The following is an 18482-nucleotide window of genomic DNA, read 5'->3' as shown; positions in this document are numbered from 1 at the left end:
GCAGGCGGCGGGACATGCCTTCCAGGCGCAGGCGATCACGCATCAAGCGGTCGCGGATGCGCATCACCAGGCGCCGATGCAGGCTTTCGACCCGACGGACCAGGTCGCTGGAATCCGGGGCCAACAGTTCGGCGGCAGCCGAAGGCGTCGGCGCGCGAACGTCGGCGACGAAGTCACTGATTGAAACATCGGTCTCGTGACCGACCGCGCTGACAATCGGCGTCACGCAGGCGTCCACGGCACGGGCCACGGCTTCTTCGTTAAAACACCAGAGGTCTTCCAGCGAGCCGCCTCCACGGGCCAGGATCAAGGCGTCGAAGCCACGGGCGTCCGCCAGTTTCAGCGCACGAACAATCTGCGCGGTGGCATCGCGACCTTGCACAGCCGTGGGGATCAGCGTCAGCTGGACCTGCGGGGCACGGCGGCGGAACACACTGATAATGTCGCGAATCACCGCGCCGGTCGGCGAACTGATGATGCCGATGCGTTGCGGGTGCGCCGGCAGCGGCACTTTGCGTTCGGCACTGAACAGGCCTTCGGCGCTGAGCTTTTCCTTCAGCGCATCGAAGGCCAGGCGCAGGGCCCCATCGCCCGCCGGCTCCACAGTGTCGAGGATCAGCTGGTAGTCACCGCGGCCTTCGAACAGCGATACCTTGCCGCGCACCTTGACCGCCAGGCCATCCTTCAGCGCCTGGCGAACCCGCGCGGCGTTCTGTCGAAACAGCGCGCAACGCACTTGGGCACCACTGTCCTTGAGGGTGAAATAGACATGGCCGGACGCCGGGCGGGCGAGGTTGGAAATTTCGCCTTCGACCCAGATATTGCTGAACACGTCTTCCAGCAACACCCGCGCGCGGCCGTTGAGCTGGCTGACAGTCAGGACTTCACGGTCCAGGCCGAGTCTTGCAAAGGGATCTTTAATCATGGGGTGCATGATAAAGGCAATCTCCTGCGCAATGCACGGCCCCCCGTAGGGTGGGTGAAATGCTGGATGAACTGTTGAACCAGCGGAGTGGGGTTTTGCCGGTAGGCTAGCGCAACCGTGCTCTGGCAATCCGGATCAGCCAGCGGCAGGAAGTGGATGTCGGGCGGTGCAATGTCTTGCATTGATTCCGGCAGCAGGGCGATACCGAATCCAGCCTGGATCAGTTGCAGTTGCGTGGTCTTGCGCGAAACCACCCGGGCGGCTTTGGGAAAGAAACCCTGGCGCATGCACAGCTCTGCGGACAGATAGCTCAGCCCACCCCGTTGCGGATGAGGAATGGAAATGAAGGCTTCATCTTTCAACCGCGCCAGATCGATACCCTGGTCGGGCTTATCCACAGCCAGCGGATGATTCGGCGGAACCGCCAGCAGCAATCGCTCGGCATATAAAGGAACGACCTGCACTCCCTCACGCTGGCGCAGCACCGGCAGGCGCAGCAGTCCGACGTCCAACTGACCCTCGGCCAGCGCTTCCAGTTGGGCTTCGGAGGACAGCTTGACGATGTCCATCGACACGCCAGCATGGCGCTGCAGATACTCGCCAATACCGCGCAACAGGCGGCCACTCATGGGCACGGTACTGGAATGACTCAGGCGCAAGCTGCCCAGCTCGCCATTCCCCACCTGGGTGGCCATGTCGCTGGCCCTGGTCAGCTCAAGCAACAGGTTGCGCGCCCGGGGCAGGAAGGCTTCACCTGCTGCAGTCAGCTTCGGCTGGCGCGCGGTGCGTTCGAACAAGGCGGTTTGCAAGCGGCTTTCCATGTCCTTGATCTGCCGGCTCAGCGCCGACTGCGCCACGAACAGGCGTTCGGCGGCAGCGCTGAAGCTGCCGCACTCGGCGATTTCCACGAAGTAACGCAGTTGTCGGGTTGAAAGCATGAGGCATGCCTTTTTGAGATGGGTGGTCGACCTCGAAGATATTAGTCGCAACCCTCGGCGATGGCTAAAGTCATCTCAGGTATTGAATAAAGGCGAATCAATGAATCTGCTTGAGTGGTTGAGCCAGTGGCCTTTCGGCGCGACGGACTGGCTGGTGATCGGTTTGGGCATCGCCCTGGCGTACATCGTGTTTGGCATTGCCGGTTTCGGCACTGCCCTGGTGGCAGGGCCGATCCTGATTCTGTTCATGCCGCTGTCGAAGATTGTGCCACTGCTGGTGCTGCTGGATTTCGTCGCGGCGTTTGGCAATCTGCTTCCATCGCGGCGCGACGTGGCAAAATCTGAATTGCTCAGGCTGTTGCCGTGCATGGCAGTGGGGTGCAGCTTGGGGGTGATTTTTCTGTTGAACCTGAAATCCGATCTGCTGCTGTTGTTGATGGGGTTGTTTATCACGGCCTATGCAATTTACAGCCTGTGGGTCAAAACCCGGCCGACCCAGTTGTCGGCTGCTTGGGCAGTGCCGATGGGTACCGTAGGCGGGATGTTCGGGGCATTGTTTGGCAGTGGCGGTTTTTTATATGCGATCTATCTGAACAGTCGGCTGCCCAAGGATGTCGCCCGGGCGACCCAGAGTGCGCTGATCAGTTGCAGCACGGTGGTGCGTTTGAGCCTGTTTGCCGTCGCAGGTGTGTATGCCGAGCTACCCTTGTTGGTACTGGCGCTATGTCTGCTGCCCGCGATGGCGCTGGGGTTGTGGATTGGCCGGCGTTTGACCCTGCGATTGTCCCGCGAGGCGTTCGTGCGGCTAGTGACTTGGTTGGTGCTGGCCAGCGGGATTGCCTTGATCGGGCGGTATTTGAGTACTTGACCTGTGAGTGTCAGGGATTAAGCTGCCGGCCGCAAAATCCTGTAGGAGTGAGCCTGCTCGCGATGGCGGTTACATTTTCAACACCAATGTTGACTGTTACAGAGTCATCGCGAGCAGGCTCACTCCTACAAGGTTGATCATTCAGCATTTGCAGGCCTGTGCCATGAATTCTCAAAGCATCATCGTCCCGAAAATCTCCACACTGCCGGTGCACGAGCCCAGGGCGCGGGCGATCGTGCGGTGGCTGGTGCGCAAGAACATCATCAAGGAAGAACTCACTACCTGTGGCCGCACCGGCAATCGCATGGGCTATGCCCTCGCCGACGGCGCCCGCGCCGTGGTGCTCCATCCCGAAGCGCTGCCATTCGGCGAGGCGGTCAACGGCCTGGAGATTGTCACCAAGCGTTGCATCTACACGCCGGCCAAGGGATTTCTTGAGGAGGCCGGCTGCGCCGAGTGCCGCAAGGAAGTCGGCGAAGCACTGTTCGAAAGCCTGGAAGACTGGATGCCCGGGCGTACCGATAACTTCACCTGCCCGGAATGCGGGCACGAAGATGACATCAACGGGTTCCTGTTCCTGCAGGAATGCGGGTTTTCCAACCTGGGTTTCATTTTCAATAACTGGGCCGAGGCGGGGTTCAAGCAGAGCTTTATCGACGAGTTTGCCGATTGGCTGGATCAGCCGGTCAGTTGGGTCAAGGTCGAGTTGTAGCTGGGACTGTGGGAGCAAGGCTTGCCCGCGATGGCGCTCTCACAGACGTCATCGCGGGCAAGCCTTGCTCCCACAGATTTTGTCGCAAATAATCCCGCTGATCACTGTCTCGATAATAGACAGAGTTTTACATTGAACCCGAGGGGGTGTCTGACTATAATGGCGCGCTTCCATTTTCCCGCTCGGGAGCCCCCGCGATGCTGCGTATCAGCCAAGAAGCTCTGACATTCGACGACATTCTCCTAGTGCCTGGTTATTCCGAGGTGCTTCCTAACGAAGTCAGTCTCAAGACCCGCCTAACCCGTGGCATCGAGCTGAATATTCCTCTGGTTTCTGCCGCCATGGACACCGTCACTGAAGCCCGACTGGCAATTGCCATGGCTCAGGAAGGTGGCATCGGCGTTATCCACAAGAACATGACCATCGAGCAGCAAGCTGCCGAAGTGCGCAAGGTCAAGCGTTACGAAGCCGGCGTGGTCAAAGACCCGATCACCATCGAGGCTGAAGCCACGGTGCGCGAACTGTTCGAACTGACCCGTCTGCACAACATCTCCGGCGTTCCGGTACTGCACGATGGCGACCTGGTCGGCATCGTCACTTCCCGTGACGTGCGTTTCGAAAACCGTCTGGAAGCCACTGTCCGTGAAGTGATGACGCCTAAAGAGCGCCTGGTCACGGTCAAGGAAGGCGCCGACAAGAACGACGTTCGCGAACTGTTGCACAAACACCGCATCGAACGCGTACTGATCGTCGACGACAAGTTTGCCCTCAAAGGCATGATGACCGTCAACGACATCGAAAAAGCCAAGGCTTACCCGCTGGCCAGCAAGGACGATCAAGGTCGTCTGCGTGTAGGCGCTGCGGTCGGTACCGGTAAAGATACCGGCGATCGCGTTGCGGCCCTGGTCAATGCCGGCGTTGACGTGGTGGTGGTCGACACGGCTCACGGTCACTCCAAAGGTGTGATCGACCGCGTTCGCTGGGTCAAGCAGAACTTCCCTGACGTGCAGGTCATCGGCGGCAACATCGCCACCGGCGCTGCAGCCAAGGCCTTGGCCGAAGCAGGTGCCGATGCAGTCAAGGTCGGTATCGGCCCTGGCTCGATCTGCACCACCCGTATCGTCGCCGGTGTCGGCGTCCCGCAAATCAGCGCCATCGCCAACGTCGCCGCAGCCCTTGAAGGCACAGGCGTCCCGTTGATCGCCGACGGCGGCATCCGTTTCTCCGGTGACCTGTCCAAGGCCATCGTGGCCGGTGCTTCCTGCGTGATGATGGGCTCGATGTTCGCCGGTACTGAAGAAGCGCCGGGCGAAATCGAACTGTTCCAGGGTCGTTCGTACAAGGCGTACCGCGGCATGGGTTCGCTGGGCGCCATGTCCCAGGCTCAAGGCTCCTCCGACCGCTACTTCCAGGACTCCTCGGCAGGCGCCGAGAAGCTGGTTCCGGAAGGTATCGAAGGGCGTGTTCCGTACAAGGGCACCCTGAGCGCCATCATTCACCAACTGATGGGCGGCCTGCGTTCCTCGATGGGTTACACCGGCAGTGCCGACATCGAAGAAATGCGCACCAAGCCCGAGTTCGTGCGGATCACCGGCGCCGGCATGGCCGAGTCCCACGTGCATGACGTGCAGATCACCAAGGAAGCGCCAAACTACCGTGTAGGTTGAGCCTTCAAGTAAAAAGTTAAGCACCGGGGCTGTTCTATTCAGCCCCGAGTTGTTTCTGATTTTCTTCACCCGAATTGCATAGACGAGACTGACCCCATGGCCCTCGACATTCACGCTCACCGCATCCTGATCCTCGACTTCGGTTCCCAGTACACCCAGCTGATTGCCCGCCGCGTGCGCGAAATCGGCGTGTACTGCGAACTGCATCCGTTCGACATGGATGAAGACGCGATTCGCGAATTCGCTCCGAAAGGCGTCATTCTCGCCGGCGGCCCCGAGTCCGTGCACGAAGCCAACAGTCCGCGCTGCCCGCAGGCGGTGTTTGACCTGGGCGTCCCGGTCTTCGGTATCTGCTACGGCATGCAGACCATGGCTGAACAGCTGGGTGGCAAGGTCGAAGGTTCCGAGCTGCGAGAGTTCGGTTACGCCCGAGTCGACGTGGTCGGCAAGAGCCGCCTGCTCGACGGCATCGAAGATCACATCGACGCTGACGGTCTGTTCGGCCTCGACGTGTGGATGAGCCATGGTGACAAGGTCACCAAAATGCCGCAGGAATTCCACATCCTGGCCAGCACCCCGAGTTGCCCGGTCGCCGGCATGTTCGACGACGCTCGCGGCTACTACGGCGTGCAGTTCCACCCGGAAGTGACCCACACCAAGCAGGGCGGTCGCATCCTCTCGCGCTTCATCCTCGATATCTGCGGCTGTGAAGCCCTGTGGACTCCGTCGAAGATCGCCGAAGACGCCATCGCCAACATTCGCGCCCAGGTAGGCACCGACAACGTCCTGCTCGGTCTGTCCGGCGGTGTGGACTCCTCGGTAGTGGCTGCACTGTTGCACAAAGCCATCGGCGACCAACTGACCTGCGTCTTCGTCGACAATGGCCTGCTGCGCCTGCACGAAGGTGAGCAAGTGATGGCCATGTTCGCCGAGAACATGGGCGTCAAGGTTATCCGCGCCAACGCTGAGGACCAGTTCCTCAACAACTTGGCTGGCGAAAGCGACCCGGAGAAAAAGCGCAAGATCATCGGTCGCACCTTCATCGACGTGTTCGATGCCCAGTCCAACAAACTGGACAACATCAAGTACCTCGCCCAGGGCACCATCTACCCGGACGTGATCGAGTCGGCTGGCGCCAAAAGCGGTAAGGCCCACGTGATCAAGTCGCACCACAACGTGGGTGGCCTGCCGGAAGAAATGAACCTCAAGCTGGTTGAACCCCTGCGCGAGCTGTTCAAGGACGAAGTCCGTCGTCTGGGCCTGGAACTCGGCCTGCCGTACGACATGGTCTACCGTCACCCGTTCCCGGGCCCGGGCCTGGGTGTGCGGATCCTCGGTGAAGTGAAGAAGGAATACGCCGACCTGCTGCGTCGCGCCGACCACATCTTCATCGAAGAACTGCGCAAGGCCGACTGGTACCACAAGGTCAGCCAAGCATTCGTGGTGTTCCAGCCAGTGAAATCGGTTGGCGTGGTGGGTGATGGCCGTCGTTACGCCTGGGTCGTGGCCCTGCGTGCCGTGGAAACCATCGACTTCATGACCGCGCGTTGGGCACACCTGCCTTACGAACTGCTGGAAACCGTCAGCGGCCGGATCATCAACGAGATTGAAGGCATCTCCCGCGTGACGTACGACGTGTCGAGCAAGCCGCCTGCGACCATTGAGTGGGAATAGGTCTGATTCGTAACTATTTGATTTTTATGAAACTATTTTCAATAGTTACGAGGGTTTCTACGTCATTAATGGCGTTGGCCGTGGTCCGCAGCACAGGCGTCATCACAAAGTACATTGATACCATGTTCGGTTGGGCGATGCAGACATGGTATCGAGAGTGCTTATCTGCTCAGAGGATGTTACGGCTAAGTATTCAGCCCAAAGTCAGACCTGCTAACGCTTTATGAAGTAGAAGCTTGGGTCAGCGAAATTTCGGCAGCTGGGTCAATTCTGCATTGCTGTTTACACCGTCCTGGCTATGGTCCAGTGTTGTGCTCCCGGTCGGTAGTTACGAGCGAGGGTATCTGGAGCATTGCCGTCGCTGCGCGCTGGACCACTGATAGTCTGTCCACGCTTAGCTGCAAAGGCTAACTGGCATCAGCTTCGTTAAACTGATGCCGGTTTGCCCCCGCGTTGAGGGCTATTGGGTGCCGCGGCTCAATCCACCCAGACGGGTTGAGATCGACTGCATGCCTTTGCCCAGTTCCCGAAGGGTGCTCGCATCTCGGGCGCCTTCTTCGCTGGCCGCATGGATACGTACCGCCAGCTCGTTGATTTCCTGAGTCACGTGGCTCTGCTCTTGGGCGGCAACGGCGATCTGCTGGGCGCGCTGGACGATGTCATCGAAACTGCCCACCGTAGTGCCCAATGTGGCGGACACGCCGACTGCCTGTTGCACTGACTCGCGAGTGCGTTGAGCGCCGTTTTGCATGGTTGTGACGGCAGAATTTGATGCCTGGCGCAGCTGGGTGATCATCTCCTGAATTTCGTTGGCAGACGTTTGTGTGCGGCCTGCGAGTGTGCGCACTTCATCTGCCACCACCGCAAAGCCACGTCCTTGCTCACCGGCTCTTGCGGCCTCGATAGCAGCGTTGAGCGCCAGTAGATTCGTCTGCTGAGAGATCGATTTGATTACCTCCAGCACGCTGCCAACTCGCTCGATGTCTTCACCTAACTGAGTCATAGCGGTGGCCGCGCCTGAGATGTCGGTCGCCAGGCTTTCGATGGATTCACCGTTGCGGTTGACTTGGTCCTGACTCTTTTGCGCTTCTACCAGTGAGCTGCGGGCCGTGTCCGAGCAGTCTGTGGTGTTGCGTGCGACCTCGTTGGCGCTGGCCGACATTTCAGTAATGGCGGTGGCGAGCAGGGTGTTGTCCATGCGTTGAGTCTCTGCCCGTTCAGCCAGGCCATTGGACAGTTGCGCCAGTTCGTTGGCCTGGACTTCCAGTGACACCGACTCATCGGCAATGCGTCGCAGCATGGCCTGCAGAGAGCCAGCGTAATGGTTGACCGCAATGCGCAACGCGCCGAGTTCATCTGACCGCAGAATCTCTAGCTGAGCGCCTGCCTGAGCGCCTTGGCCCAGACGTTCGATTTGCGCAGTGGTTTCCTCAAGCTGAGTGAGCAGCCGTTTGCCAGCCAGCCATGCCAGCCCCAGCAGGATGCCCAACAGCGGTAGCAAGAACAGCAAGATCTGCCCGGTCAGCTTGTTCGCGAGTCCGACCACGCGGGCCTCAGGCGTGACCAGCCCAATGCGCCAGCCGGTGCCTTCCATGGTTTCCAATGTGATGTAAGCCGGTCCATCCAGGCGCGCATCGTGTTCCAGATACAGCGTTGTCGTGCCGGCCGGCTTGCTCGACAGGCTTTCGGCGACCGGCTTCAACCAAGTTTGTTCCTGGCTCAACCCGGCAATGGTCGGCAGGCCCTTGGTGCTCTTTGCATCTGGGAAAAACAGCAGGTTCCCTGAAGGATCGACCGCAAAAGCGTAGCCGCCTGTGACATTGCCATTGGCCTTGAGAAACGCTGCGAGGCCGTCAAGCTTGAGGTCGATAGTGGCGACACCGGCAAACGCGCCGTTTGCGAGGTAGGGCACGCTACAGGTCGTCATTGCCACGCCACTGACTGGGTCCTGGTAAGCATCTGACCAGACGCAACGTCCCGATGGAGCGGTTTTCGCTCCGGTGTACCAGGACTCAGCCTGATACGGCGGGGTTTGCGCGGCGTTGTACTCGTCCGAGTAATCCAACCCATTGCTGACGTTGCGTGCCCAGAAAAAACTTCGGCGATCAGTACCGGCAGTAAAACTGTTGGGTTCTGGCCATAGCCCGCCGCCTGCAATGGCTGCATCGCCTTGGCTGTCAATTACATTAGGCAGATTAGCCTTGAGCAGGGTTTCGTCGTGGGGCAGGGTTTCGGCCAGGTGCGCCATCGCTGTAGCGGTGCCCTCAATGCGATTCACTTGCAGGGCTAACTGACGTGTAATCGCACTGGCCGATTGTTCCGCTGCCTCGGTTCCTGCTGCCACTAGCTGAGGCTTGCCGCCCAAGGTCATGACTGAGTAAATCGCCAATGCCGTGAGAACCAGCAGCGTCAGGATCCCCAGAGTCATTCGCCCTGCGATGCGGTTGGGAAGTAGCGACATGCTGAAGCTCCACAAAATTAAGGTTGGCTGTAATTAATAACGGCAGCCAAGCCCGGTAGTTGAGGCGCTACATGATGTTTTGAGTGATTAGACGACCGGTGGCTGTCAACTGCAATGCAGAATTGATCCAGCTGCCGAAATTTCGCTGACCCAGGCTTCTACTTCGTAAAGCGTTAGCAGGTCTGACTTCGGGCGGAATACTTATGGGGCAACACCAAGTCGGGAGTAGGGTCAATTCAGCATCAGCGATAACACATAGGGAGCTTCAAGCATCGGCGATTAGGCCAAGCGTTCTATAACCATTTCAACCTGCAAAAACTCACCGATCAAGCTTCATAGCGCGGCCTCTACGAGGCCGACGGTGAGAAGGCCTCGGGCCTGATCCTAAAGCTTTTCCATTTTCACTAAGCGTCAGCTCTCGGCAGCCTTTGCCACGAGAGAGGCTAATCCGACTTCTTGAACGTTTTACTGTGCATGGCATTTTTCATGGTTTTTAAATTATCCAATGTCTGAAAACTCTGTTTTATAAGGGGTTTTTTGTCAATTGATAATAGAGTGGGAATAAATCTAGCGCTGACTGATCGCCCGTAACACCCGAAGGCCCCATGAGCATAAGTTCATAGGGCCTTTTGCCTATCAGGCGGCGAAAGTCGGCAGCCGTCCTTCAAGCGTCAGGCCCATGCGACTCAGGGCGTGCGCCAGGCTCAGCAGATTCGCGTAGGTCACCTGATGAACCGCGGTCCAGGCTGGGCGGTTAATCAGGAACCCGCCATCCATCGGTCGCTCGATCATCGTTCGCACAATCTGGTTGGTGCGACTGCGATGAATCAGCGTCAGGGACTGATCCGCTCGCTCGATGGTGAACATGCCCTGGCGGAACAGCAGCCGATTGATTTGCCCGGCGGTTCGTGGAATGAAGGGGGTCGGCATCTGCAGGCTGATATCGGCATACAAGGTGTCAAAGTCGCCGTGCATCTGCGTGCCTCCTGCAGCCTCTCGACCCAGTTCGATGCCATTGTCTATGTCCAGACGCACAGGCTGTTCAGGGCCGACTTCTTCGATGCGCAAACCAATTCCTCCCTCGGTTTCGCTGATACCGGCCATGCCCCGGAAGGTGCTGGTGTTTTCCTGGTCGGTCAACGCCACCCATTTTCCGCCGCCGTTGCGGGCCTGGGTCGCCTGCATGATGGTATGGGTGAGGTAGGTCTTCACGGATTGTCGTGAAATGGCGCGGAAGTTGGTGTCGGGATAGCGATAGCTGGCCAGGCAATCGGTGGCCTGGATGCGAATGCCATTTTGCTGGGCTGTTTTGACCACCTGAAGGGCCGTGAACTCTCCGGCAGGATCGCCAGGCAGGTTTTGCAGATAGGTTTCCAGCATGCCATGCATCTCACCGGTCTCTGCGAAGTGGTTCAGGTCGACTTGATTGAAGTCGTTGAGCAGACGGTGCATGTAGAGCGTCTTGACGCCTTGCTTGGCCAGCGTCGGCATGTTTGCGATCAGGAAACGCATGCTGGCAATGCGGTCCTGGCTTTCGCCGACGACCAGGCCAGGCGCTGTCTCGAATACTTTCTCGATGAGTTCCGTCACGGTAGTCGAGGGCGTGATGACGGGCTGGACCGGGCGGGCGGGCAAGGAGGCGAAGGCGTGCTCCGGGCTCTGGAAGTTGATGGCATCGCGTATCAGCATCGCGCGACGTCCGGCCACGAACTCTTCATAGGGGGTGACCCCTCTGATGCTCCCCCCGGGAAAGGTGACGATTTTTATATGGGTTTCCTGCTCACCCAGGCCCAGAAAGTTAAGCGAACGGCCGTTGGGCGCATCGTATCGGGTCAAGTGTTTGAAATAGTCTGCCCGGAGTCGAACGTGGGGCGCGGGCCTGGAGGTGCCGGCAACCGGTTTGCTCAGCCCTTTGCCACCGCCCGCCAGGCCGCTTTTCGGCGCGAACTCCCATTCCCCCTCGGCATTGAGGCGCACCGGAATCGACCCCGTGAAGGCATTCGGGTTTTCCGGGTCGATGATCGCCCAGGTGCCACCGCCGTTGACGTCTGCTTCGTAGCGCACGTAGTAGGCCTGATCATTGATCAGGATGGCGTGTGACGGCTGCGAATCCAGCGTATAGACGCCCTGGAATTTGCCGCTGCTGGCGATTGGGTAGCCTTCGAGGATGTCATTGCTCTGCCAGTGCTCAGGCACCTGGGAAATCTCTCGGGTTTCATCGGGCAGGATGGGCAGCACGCCGGATTGCACAGGACCTTCTTCTGCTTCAACGGGCGCGGATTCTTCCGGCTCCACCGCCGGGGTCGAATCAGCCATCTCGGCAGCTTCGGCCTCAGCCGCCGCCCCGGCTTCATCCAGGATGCTGACTTCCTTGAGCAGCGGAATATTAAACACTGTGTTGATGCCCGCGAGCACCGCGCCGACGACACCTGCCTTGCGCTCTGCCGCCGTCCTGCCATTGACCGCCTTGTCGATGTTCAAACCCATGGCAGCAATGCTGGCCCCGACCACGGGCAGGGCGATTGGCCAGCCCAATACAGCCAGGGGGCCGAAGACCTTCAGGCCGACCGTCAGATAACCCAGCCACAGGTGCTCGCGCATCTGCCCATTGGTCACCAGGGTCAAGTTGGCTTCTTCCAGCATCGCGCTCTGCACGGCGCGACTCTGCCAAGTGAAGGCGTCGCCGCTGAGGGTGAGGTCTTTCTGATTGATCAAATGATGATCGTATTTGCCCCAGGTGCCGACCAACTGGTTCATCAGAGGCGTGATGTTGTCGTGCACCTGTTTGCGCACCGATAACGGGAAATGCGTCATGAATTCAGCGCGGGGCTGTTCTTCATTCATGTGCAGCAGTACCCACCAGTGCATGTCCGTGGGAGTCGGGTGCACCTTGAAGGGGGTGGCGGCACCGGGAACGTAGGTGATTTGCCTGCCGTTGCGGTCGACGATACGCAGGATATCGGTGGCGACATGCCCGGCGACATCCAGGGCGCAGACTCGCAGATCTGCAGGCGCAGCGGTTGACGACTGCAGGCTGGCCAGGGTGATCGGCCAAGTGGCGTCACCGATGACGGCCCTGACTACGGTCTGGAATTCCTCCTCGCTGAGTTGACCGCTTTCGCACGCCTCGATCGCTTTACGCAGGTAATTGCATTTGGCCAAGGCGCGGTAGTCAGAGAAATGCGTGGCCCAGAAGGCATTGAATTTATTCAGGTACCGACCACTCAGGTCCATCTCCCACAGGTCGGCCAGGACCTTGCTGGGGTACATCCGCACTTCGTTGGTTTCGTTGTACAGGCTCGCGTTGGCGTCAGCGGTGTAGAAGCCGCCGTTACTGTTGAGCTCCAGGGCATTGTCCTGGTCGGTCACGCGGAACCGATGAATGACCAGTTGCGTCAGCGTCAGGGATTCGCAGGGTTTGGGGGCGTGCTCCCAGCCCAGGAACGTCTTGCTGCTGCTGGCCGTGACATTGTCGAAGCGATGCCACCAGACCAGGTCCGGGTCCTGGTCGGTGATCCCGTGTTTGTGCAGGATCTCGCTGGCGACCGCGTGGGCCTCTTCCAGTAGGCCCGGGCAAGCAGTCACGAGCGTGGTGGCGACCCGTTTGAGTTGTTCACGGTCGATGGCGTTGCCGGTGTCGGTACTATGTTGATCGGTAGGCATGATCTCGCTCCTTGAGAAGTAGGGCTGCAAAGATTGCCCATTGGCTCAAGGAAGGTGCGCTACATAGTTATGCCGTGAAGGATTTAGCGCCGTGCCACATCCGAGAAGTAGAACTTGTCCAGGGTGTGCCGTGATTCGGTGTACTCGAACTGCCGGCCGTCCTGCAGAAACGTCTGGTTGCTGACCACGATCACGTGGCTTTGGCCGTCGAGGTCGAGGTGTTGTTGGTCGTCCTTGCTGCGCGGCATGGCTTCGATGGTGCGCTGGGCGTAGGCGATCTGCAGGTGCAGGGTCTGTTCGATGTAGGCGTAGATCGAGTGCTCGGCAATGTCGCGAGACAGTCCGGGAATGACCTCGCTGACGAAATGGTTGATGTCCAGGATCACCCGTTTACCGTCGATGCGCCGCACGCGCTTGATCCGGGTGATCAGGCTGCCGGCTTCGGCCTTAATGTGTTCCAGCAGGTGGCCTTCAAGGGGGATCTGACTGAACTCGACCACTTCAGTGCGCACATCGTTACCCAGGCGTGGATAGGTTTCCTGGAAACTGACGATGCCGCCGAGCTGGAATTCAATCGGGTTAGTCGACAGCACAAAGGTGCCCTTGCCATGGATTTTCTGCGCGAAACCGCGTTCCTGAAGCTGCTCGATGGCCTTGCGCACGGTACCGCGACTGGCCTGATAGCTGTCCATCAATTCGGTTTCCGAAGGCAGGCGGGCGCCACGCTCCAGACGTTCAGTAGTGATGCTGGCAAGCAGATCGCTATAGATCTGGTTGTATTTACTCATGGTGATGGCTCTGTGCCGCGATGTACTCAAGGTGTCGAACCTTAAGGGCAGGGTAGGGGTTTGTCCATGCAGCTTTAGGTTTCGTGGACTGTGCGGGTAGGAAAAATCACCGATCCTCATTAAACAGTTTGTAACTCGTCTGTACGAGTTGTTGCTTTAACTCGTACAGACGAGTACTTTTCGCTTCGGCGTGCTGCCAATAACAAAAAACCACAGCGGAAGATCAAGCATGAGCCACGACTATTCGAACATCGCCAGCGAGCTGCTGCACAGCCTCGGTGGCCGCGACAACCTGGAGCAGGCCGCGCACTGTGTGACACGCCTGCGCCTGGCCCTCAAGGACCCGAGCCTGGTCGACAGCGCCACGCTGAACCAGGTCGACCTGGTCAAAGGTTCGTTCTTCACCGGCGGCTTGTTTCAGGTAGTGATTGGGCCTGGCGAGGTGGAGAAAGTCTACGCCGAACTGCGCCGGCAAACCGGACTCGCCGTGTCGACCATTGCCGACGTCAAGCAAAAGAGCGCCGACAAGATCAACGCCATGCAACGTCTGGTGCGGGTGTTTTCCGACGTGTTCATGCCGATCCTGCCGGCGCTGATCATTGCGGGCCTGTTGATGGGTATCAACAACCTGATCGGCGCCCGGGGCATGTTCATCGAGGGCCAGACCCTGCTGGATGCCTACCCCAAACTTGACGGGCTCTGGAGCCTGATCAACCTGATGGCCAATACCTCGTTTGTGTTTCTGCCAGCGCTGGTGGGCTGGTCGGCGGCCAAGCGCTTTGGCGGCAGTGAAATCCTCGGCATCGTGCTCGGCCTGATGCTGGTTCACCCCGATCTGCTCAATGCCTGGAACTACGGCAAGGCTGTGGCGGGACTCGACGGGCAAAGCCTGCCGTACTTCGACATTCTCGGTTTGTTCCAGATCGAAAAGGTCGGTTACCAGGGGCAGATCCTGCCGATCCTGCTGGCGGCGTACGTGATGAGCGTCATCGAAAAATGGTTACGGGCGCGAGTGCCGAATGCGGTGCAGTTGCTGGTGGTGCCGATCACCACCATCGTGGTCACTGGTGTGCTGGCCCTGGCGGTCATCGGCCCGGTGACCCGACACCTGGGGATTCTGATCACCGAAGGCGTAGTCACCCTGTTCGATCTGGCGCCGATGGTGGGCGGGGCGATTTTCGGCCTGCTGTATGCACCCCTGGTGATCACCGGCATGCACCACATGTTTCTCGCCGTCGACTTGCAGTTGATCTCGACCCAGGGCGGCACTTTTATCTGGCCGATGATCGTCATGTCCAACCTCGCCCAAGGCAGCGCGGCGCTGGCGGTGTTCTACATGACCCGTAACGTGAGGGACAAATCCATGGCGTCAACTTCGGCGATTTCGGCTTATTTCGGCATCACTGAGCCGGCGATGTTCGGGGTGAACCTGCGCTACAAGTTTCCGTTTTACGCCGCGCTGGTCGGCTCGGCGCTGGGCTGCATTTTCCTGTCGCTGAACAAGGTCCAGGCCTCGGCCATCGGAGTCGGCGGTCTGCCTGGATTCATCTCGATCATCCCGCAGTTCATCCCGATGTTTGTGGTCGGGATGGTCATCGCGATGGTGGTGCCGTTTGTGCTGACCTGTGGCTTGAGCATGAAGATTGTTCGGCCGGGATACCGGGTTGCCTGATAGATCGCATTCGCGAGCAAGCCCGCTCCCACAGGTTGACCGCATTCCCATGTGGGAGCGGGTTAGCTCGCGAAGAGGTCCTAACGGTCACCGCATCAAATTAATGAAGGAATAGCGCCATGCAAGACTGGCAACGCTCAGTGATCTACCAGATCTACCCAAAGAGCTTCCACAGCCACGCCGGCAACCCTACAGGTGACCTGCTCGGCGTGGTGGCCAAGCTCGACTACCTGCACTGGCTGGGTGTCGATTGCCTGTGGATCACCCCGTTCCTGCGTTCGCCCCAGCGCGACAACGGTTACGACATCAGCGACTACTACGCCATCGATCCGAGCTACGGCACCATGGCCGATTGCGAGTTGCTGATCGCCGAAGCCGGCAAGCGCGGAATCAAGCTGATGCTCGATATCGTGGTCAATCACACCTCGATCGAGCACACCTGGTTTCAGCAGGCGCGCAGCAGCCTCGACAGTCCATATCGCGACTTCTACATCTGGCGCGATCAGCCCAATAACTGGGAATCCAAGTTTGGCGGTTCGGCCTGGGAGTACGAGGCGCAGACCGGCCAGTATTTCCTGCACCTGTTCGATCACACCCAGGCCGACCTGAACTGGGACAACCCGCAAGTGCGGGCCGAAGTGTTCAAGATGATGCGCTTCTGGCGGGACAAGGGTGTGGGTGGTTTCCGCCTGGATGTGATCAACCTGATCTCGAAACCGGCGGACTTTCCTGACGACCACACCGACGGCAGGCGCTTTTATACCGATGGCCCACATGTTCACCAGTACTTGCAGCAGATGCACCGCGAAGTATTCGAAGGCCATGACCTGATCAACGTTGGCGAAATGTCGTCCACCAGCCTTGACCACTGCATTCGCTATTCGCGACCCGACTCCAAAGAACTGTCGATGACCTTCAATTTCCACCACTTGAAGGTCGATTACCCGAACCTGCAAAAGTGGATCTGCGCCGATTTCGACTTCCTCGCACTCAAGCAGATTCTGTCCGACTGGCAAACCGGCATGCAGGCTGGTGGCGGTTGGAACGCGCTGTTCTGGTGCAACCATGACCAGCCGCGGGTGGTCTCGCGATTTGGTCATGACGGCGAGCATCGGGCGGTGTCGGCTAAGATGCTCGGCACGGCCTTGCATTTCCTCCAGGGCACTCCATTTGTGTACCAGGGCGAAGAACTGGGGATGACCAATCCGGGGTTCGATCATATCGACCAGTACCGCGACGTTGAGACCCTGAATATCTTTCGGCTCAAGCGCGAAGCGGGTGCCAGCGATGCTGACAACATGGCGGCGATCATGCAGAAGTCCCGCGACAACGGGCGCACACCGATGCACTGGAATGCCGAGCCGAACGCCGGTTTCAGCGCGGCGCAGCCCTGGATCGGCGTACCGGCCAACTCGGCGCAGATCAACGTCGCCACGCAACTCGACGACCCGAACTCAGTGCTGCATCACTACCGTCAGCTGATCAGCTTGCGACGCACCGAAGTGCTGATATCCGACGGAATCTACAGGCAATTACTGCCTGAACATTTGCAGCTCTGGGCCTACGTTCGAGAAGGTGACGGCGAACGCTTGCTGGTACTCAACAACTTTTACGAGGCACCCTGTGAAGTTGAGTTGCCGGACGAGGTGATCAACCAAGCCATGCTCCAGCGCCTGGTGATCAGCAACTACCCGGACTGTCCGCCGCGAAACCGGCAGGTGTATTTACGCCCCTACGAGTCATTTGTATTGCACCTGACTGACCAATAGAACCACGCCAATAAGCGCCGTTTAGACAAACACGCAGAACACTGCGCGGGAGATTTTTGCGCGCCGATTTTGCTGCAACACACAATAAAAATAATGGAGTGTTACTTGAATACGACAATAAATCGCAGCCTTGCAGCTGCCGGAATCTGCCTGGCATTGCCCCTCTCGGCGCAGGCGCTGGAGTTTGGCGGTTACTTGCGCAGCGGCTTGGGTACTTCAGTCAACAGCGGTTCCCAGTCATGTTTCCAGTTGCCCGGGGCGCAGACCAAATATCGATTGGGCAACGAGTGCGAGCAGTATGGAGAGCTGGAGTTGCGCCAGGATCTATTCACCCTGGACGATGGTTCGGTGCTCAGCGTCGATGGCATGGCTTCGCTGTATAACCAGTACGATCGCAGCCTGACGTTCAAAGGCGACAATGGCTCTGTGCGCCTGCCGCAGTTGTACGCGCAATGGTCGAGCATGCCGGCTCTCAATGGTGGTTCGCTGTGGGCAGGGCGCCGCTACTACAAGCGCAACGACATCCATATTTCCGACTTTTACTACTGGAACCAGAGCGCCACCGGCGGGGGTATCGAGGACGTGCTGATCGGTGATCTGCGATACAGCTACGCCTTTTCACGTAAGGATAATCTTTACCAGAAAGACTACATCAATCGTCATGATTTCAATGTGGCTGGCTTCAACACCAACCCCGGCGGTGAGCTGGAACTGGGCCTGAGTTACATCGACAAACCCGACAGCCGCGATGCGCATCGGGGCTGGGCGATTACCACCCAGCATGTGCAACAAGGTTTTCTGGGGGGCAAGAACAAACTTGCATTCCAGTACGGCGAAGGACCCGGTACGGGCTTGGGTTATACCGGTAACGTGAAGCTCGACGACAGCAACAAGAGCTACCGGGTGGTGGAGTTTTTCGACTGGCAGGTGACTCCGCGCTTTGGTGGGCAGGTCGAGGCGGTGTACCAGAAGGATGTGCGCTCCGGTAAAACTGACCAGAACTGGATGTCCGTGGGGGTTCGCCCGGCTTATGCGATCACCGAGCAGTTCAAACTGGTGGCCGAGCTCGGTCATGATCAGGTTGAAGCCGAAGGTGGTACGCGCAAGCTGAGCAAGTTCACTTTCGCCCCTACTTGGTCGCCCAAGGGCCCGGAATTCTGGGCGCGGCCCGAGGTGCGTTTGTATTACACCTACGCCAGCTGGAACGAGGCGGCCAAGCGTGCGGCCAATGAACTGGCCGCCGGTTCGGCGCTGTCCGATACCGGTGCCTTCGGCTGGGCGCGACACGGTGCGAATGTCGGGTTGCAGGTCGAATACTGGTGGAAATAAATGCAGCGTCTTTCAT

12 protein-coding genes and 2 pseudogenes are annotated in these 18482 nt (G+C 58.9%); 8 read left to right on the top strand and 6 right to left on the bottom strand.

Annotated features, from left to right (window positions below; all coding sequences use genetic code 11):
* Both xseA and L9059_RS14985 read right to left on the bottom strand, forming a co-directional pair.
* Positions 1-925 (bottom strand): exodeoxyribonuclease VII large subunit (gene xseA, locus L9059_RS14990; RefSeq protein WP_247291797.1); only part of this gene is annotated, 925 nt, incomplete at its 3' end.
* Entirely contained in the window at positions 922-1863 is a 942-nt protein-coding gene (locus tag L9059_RS14985; RefSeq protein ID WP_247291789.1) for a LysR family transcriptional regulator, read from the bottom strand. The genes xseA and L9059_RS14985, both read right to left, overlap by 4 nt.
* Before the next feature lie 100 nt (positions 1864-1963).
* Here L9059_RS14985 and L9059_RS14980 point away from each other — a divergent pair, with 100 nt between their 5' ends.
* The 5 genes and pseudogenes from L9059_RS14980 to L9059_RS30950 form a co-directional block, all read left to right on the top strand.
* A complete protein-coding gene (locus L9059_RS14980; RefSeq protein WP_247291788.1) occupies positions 1964-2731 on the top strand; it encodes a sulfite exporter TauE/SafE family protein in 768 nt (255 codons plus the stop codon).
* A 163-nt stretch (positions 2732-2894) separates the two neighbouring features.
* Positions 2895-3443: a sugar ABC transporter ATPase gene (locus L9059_RS14975; protein ID WP_247291787.1), complete on the top strand. Its 549-nt coding sequence runs from the start codon at positions 2895-2897 to the stop codon at positions 3441-3443.
* A 197-nt stretch (positions 3444-3640) separates the two neighbouring features.
* The gene (gene guaB, locus L9059_RS14970) at positions 3641-5110 is read left to right on the top strand and encodes an IMP dehydrogenase (protein ID WP_247291786.1); all 1470 of its coding nucleotides are present in this window, start codon (positions 3641-3643) and stop codon (positions 5108-5110) included.
* Between the two features lie 96 nt (positions 5111-5206).
* Positions 5207-6784: a glutamine-hydrolyzing GMP synthase gene (gene guaA / locus L9059_RS14965; protein ID WP_247291785.1), complete on the top strand. Its 1578-nt coding sequence runs from the start codon at positions 5207-5209 to the stop codon at positions 6782-6784.
* A gap of 269 nt (positions 6785-7053) precedes the next feature.
* Positions 7054-7164, top strand: a pseudogene (locus tag L9059_RS30950) (DUF2252 domain-containing protein); the annotation flags it as partial.
* Between the two features lie 80 nt (positions 7165-7244).
* On the opposite strand, the gene L9059_RS30945 reads toward L9059_RS30950, so the two are convergent.
* The 4 genes and pseudogenes from L9059_RS30945 to treR all read right to left on the bottom strand — a co-directional run bounded on the left by L9059_RS30945 (position 7245) and on the right by treR (position 13696).
* Positions 7245-7946: a methyl-accepting chemotaxis protein gene (locus L9059_RS30945; protein ID WP_428480270.1), complete on the bottom strand. Its 702-nt coding sequence runs from the start codon at positions 7944-7946 to the stop codon at positions 7245-7247.
* Positions 7947-8363: 417 nt separating this feature from the next.
* Positions 8364-9155 (bottom strand): annotated as a pseudogene (locus tag L9059_RS30940) (cache domain-containing protein); the annotation flags it as partial.
* Between the two features lie 726 nt (positions 9156-9881).
* Positions 9882-12908 carry a membrane-targeted effector domain-containing toxin gene (locus L9059_RS14955; RefSeq protein ID WP_247291783.1) on the bottom strand — a complete coding sequence of 1009 codons (3027 nt, stop codon included), beginning with the start codon at positions 12906-12908 and terminating at the stop codon, positions 9882-9884.
* Positions 12909-12991: 83 nt separating this feature from the next.
* The gene (gene treR / locus L9059_RS14950) at positions 12992-13696 is read right to left on the bottom strand and encodes a trehalose operon repressor (protein WP_247291782.1); all 705 of its coding nucleotides are present in this window, start codon (positions 13694-13696) and stop codon (positions 12992-12994) included.
* A gap of 229 nt (positions 13697-13925) precedes the next feature.
* Between treR and treP the strand changes: the two genes are divergently transcribed.
* The 3 genes from treP to L9059_RS14935 all read left to right on the top strand — a co-directional run bounded on the left by treP (position 13926) and on the right by L9059_RS14935 (position 18466).
* Positions 13926-15368 carry a PTS system trehalose-specific EIIBC component gene (gene treP / locus L9059_RS14945; protein WP_247291781.1) on the top strand — a complete coding sequence of 481 codons (1443 nt, stop codon included), beginning with the start codon at positions 13926-13928 and terminating at the stop codon, positions 15366-15368.
* 119 nt (positions 15369-15487) lie between these two features.
* The gene (treC, locus tag L9059_RS14940; protein WP_247291780.1) at positions 15488-17137 is read left to right on the top strand and encodes an alpha,alpha-phosphotrehalase; all 1650 of its coding nucleotides are present in this window, start codon (positions 15488-15490) and stop codon (positions 17135-17137) included.
* A gap of 105 nt (positions 17138-17242) precedes the next feature.
* Entirely contained in the window at positions 17243-18466 is a 1224-nt protein-coding gene (locus L9059_RS14935; protein ID WP_247291779.1) for a maltoporin, read from the top strand.
* The last annotated feature ends 16 nt before the right edge of the window (positions 18467-18482 follow it).

This window comes from Pseudomonas violetae (assembly GCF_023072615.1).
Classification (GTDB): Bacteria; Pseudomonadota; Gammaproteobacteria; order Pseudomonadales; family Pseudomonadaceae; genus Aquipseudomonas; species Aquipseudomonas violetae.
This window is presented reverse-complemented; position numbering and strand designations above follow the sequence as displayed.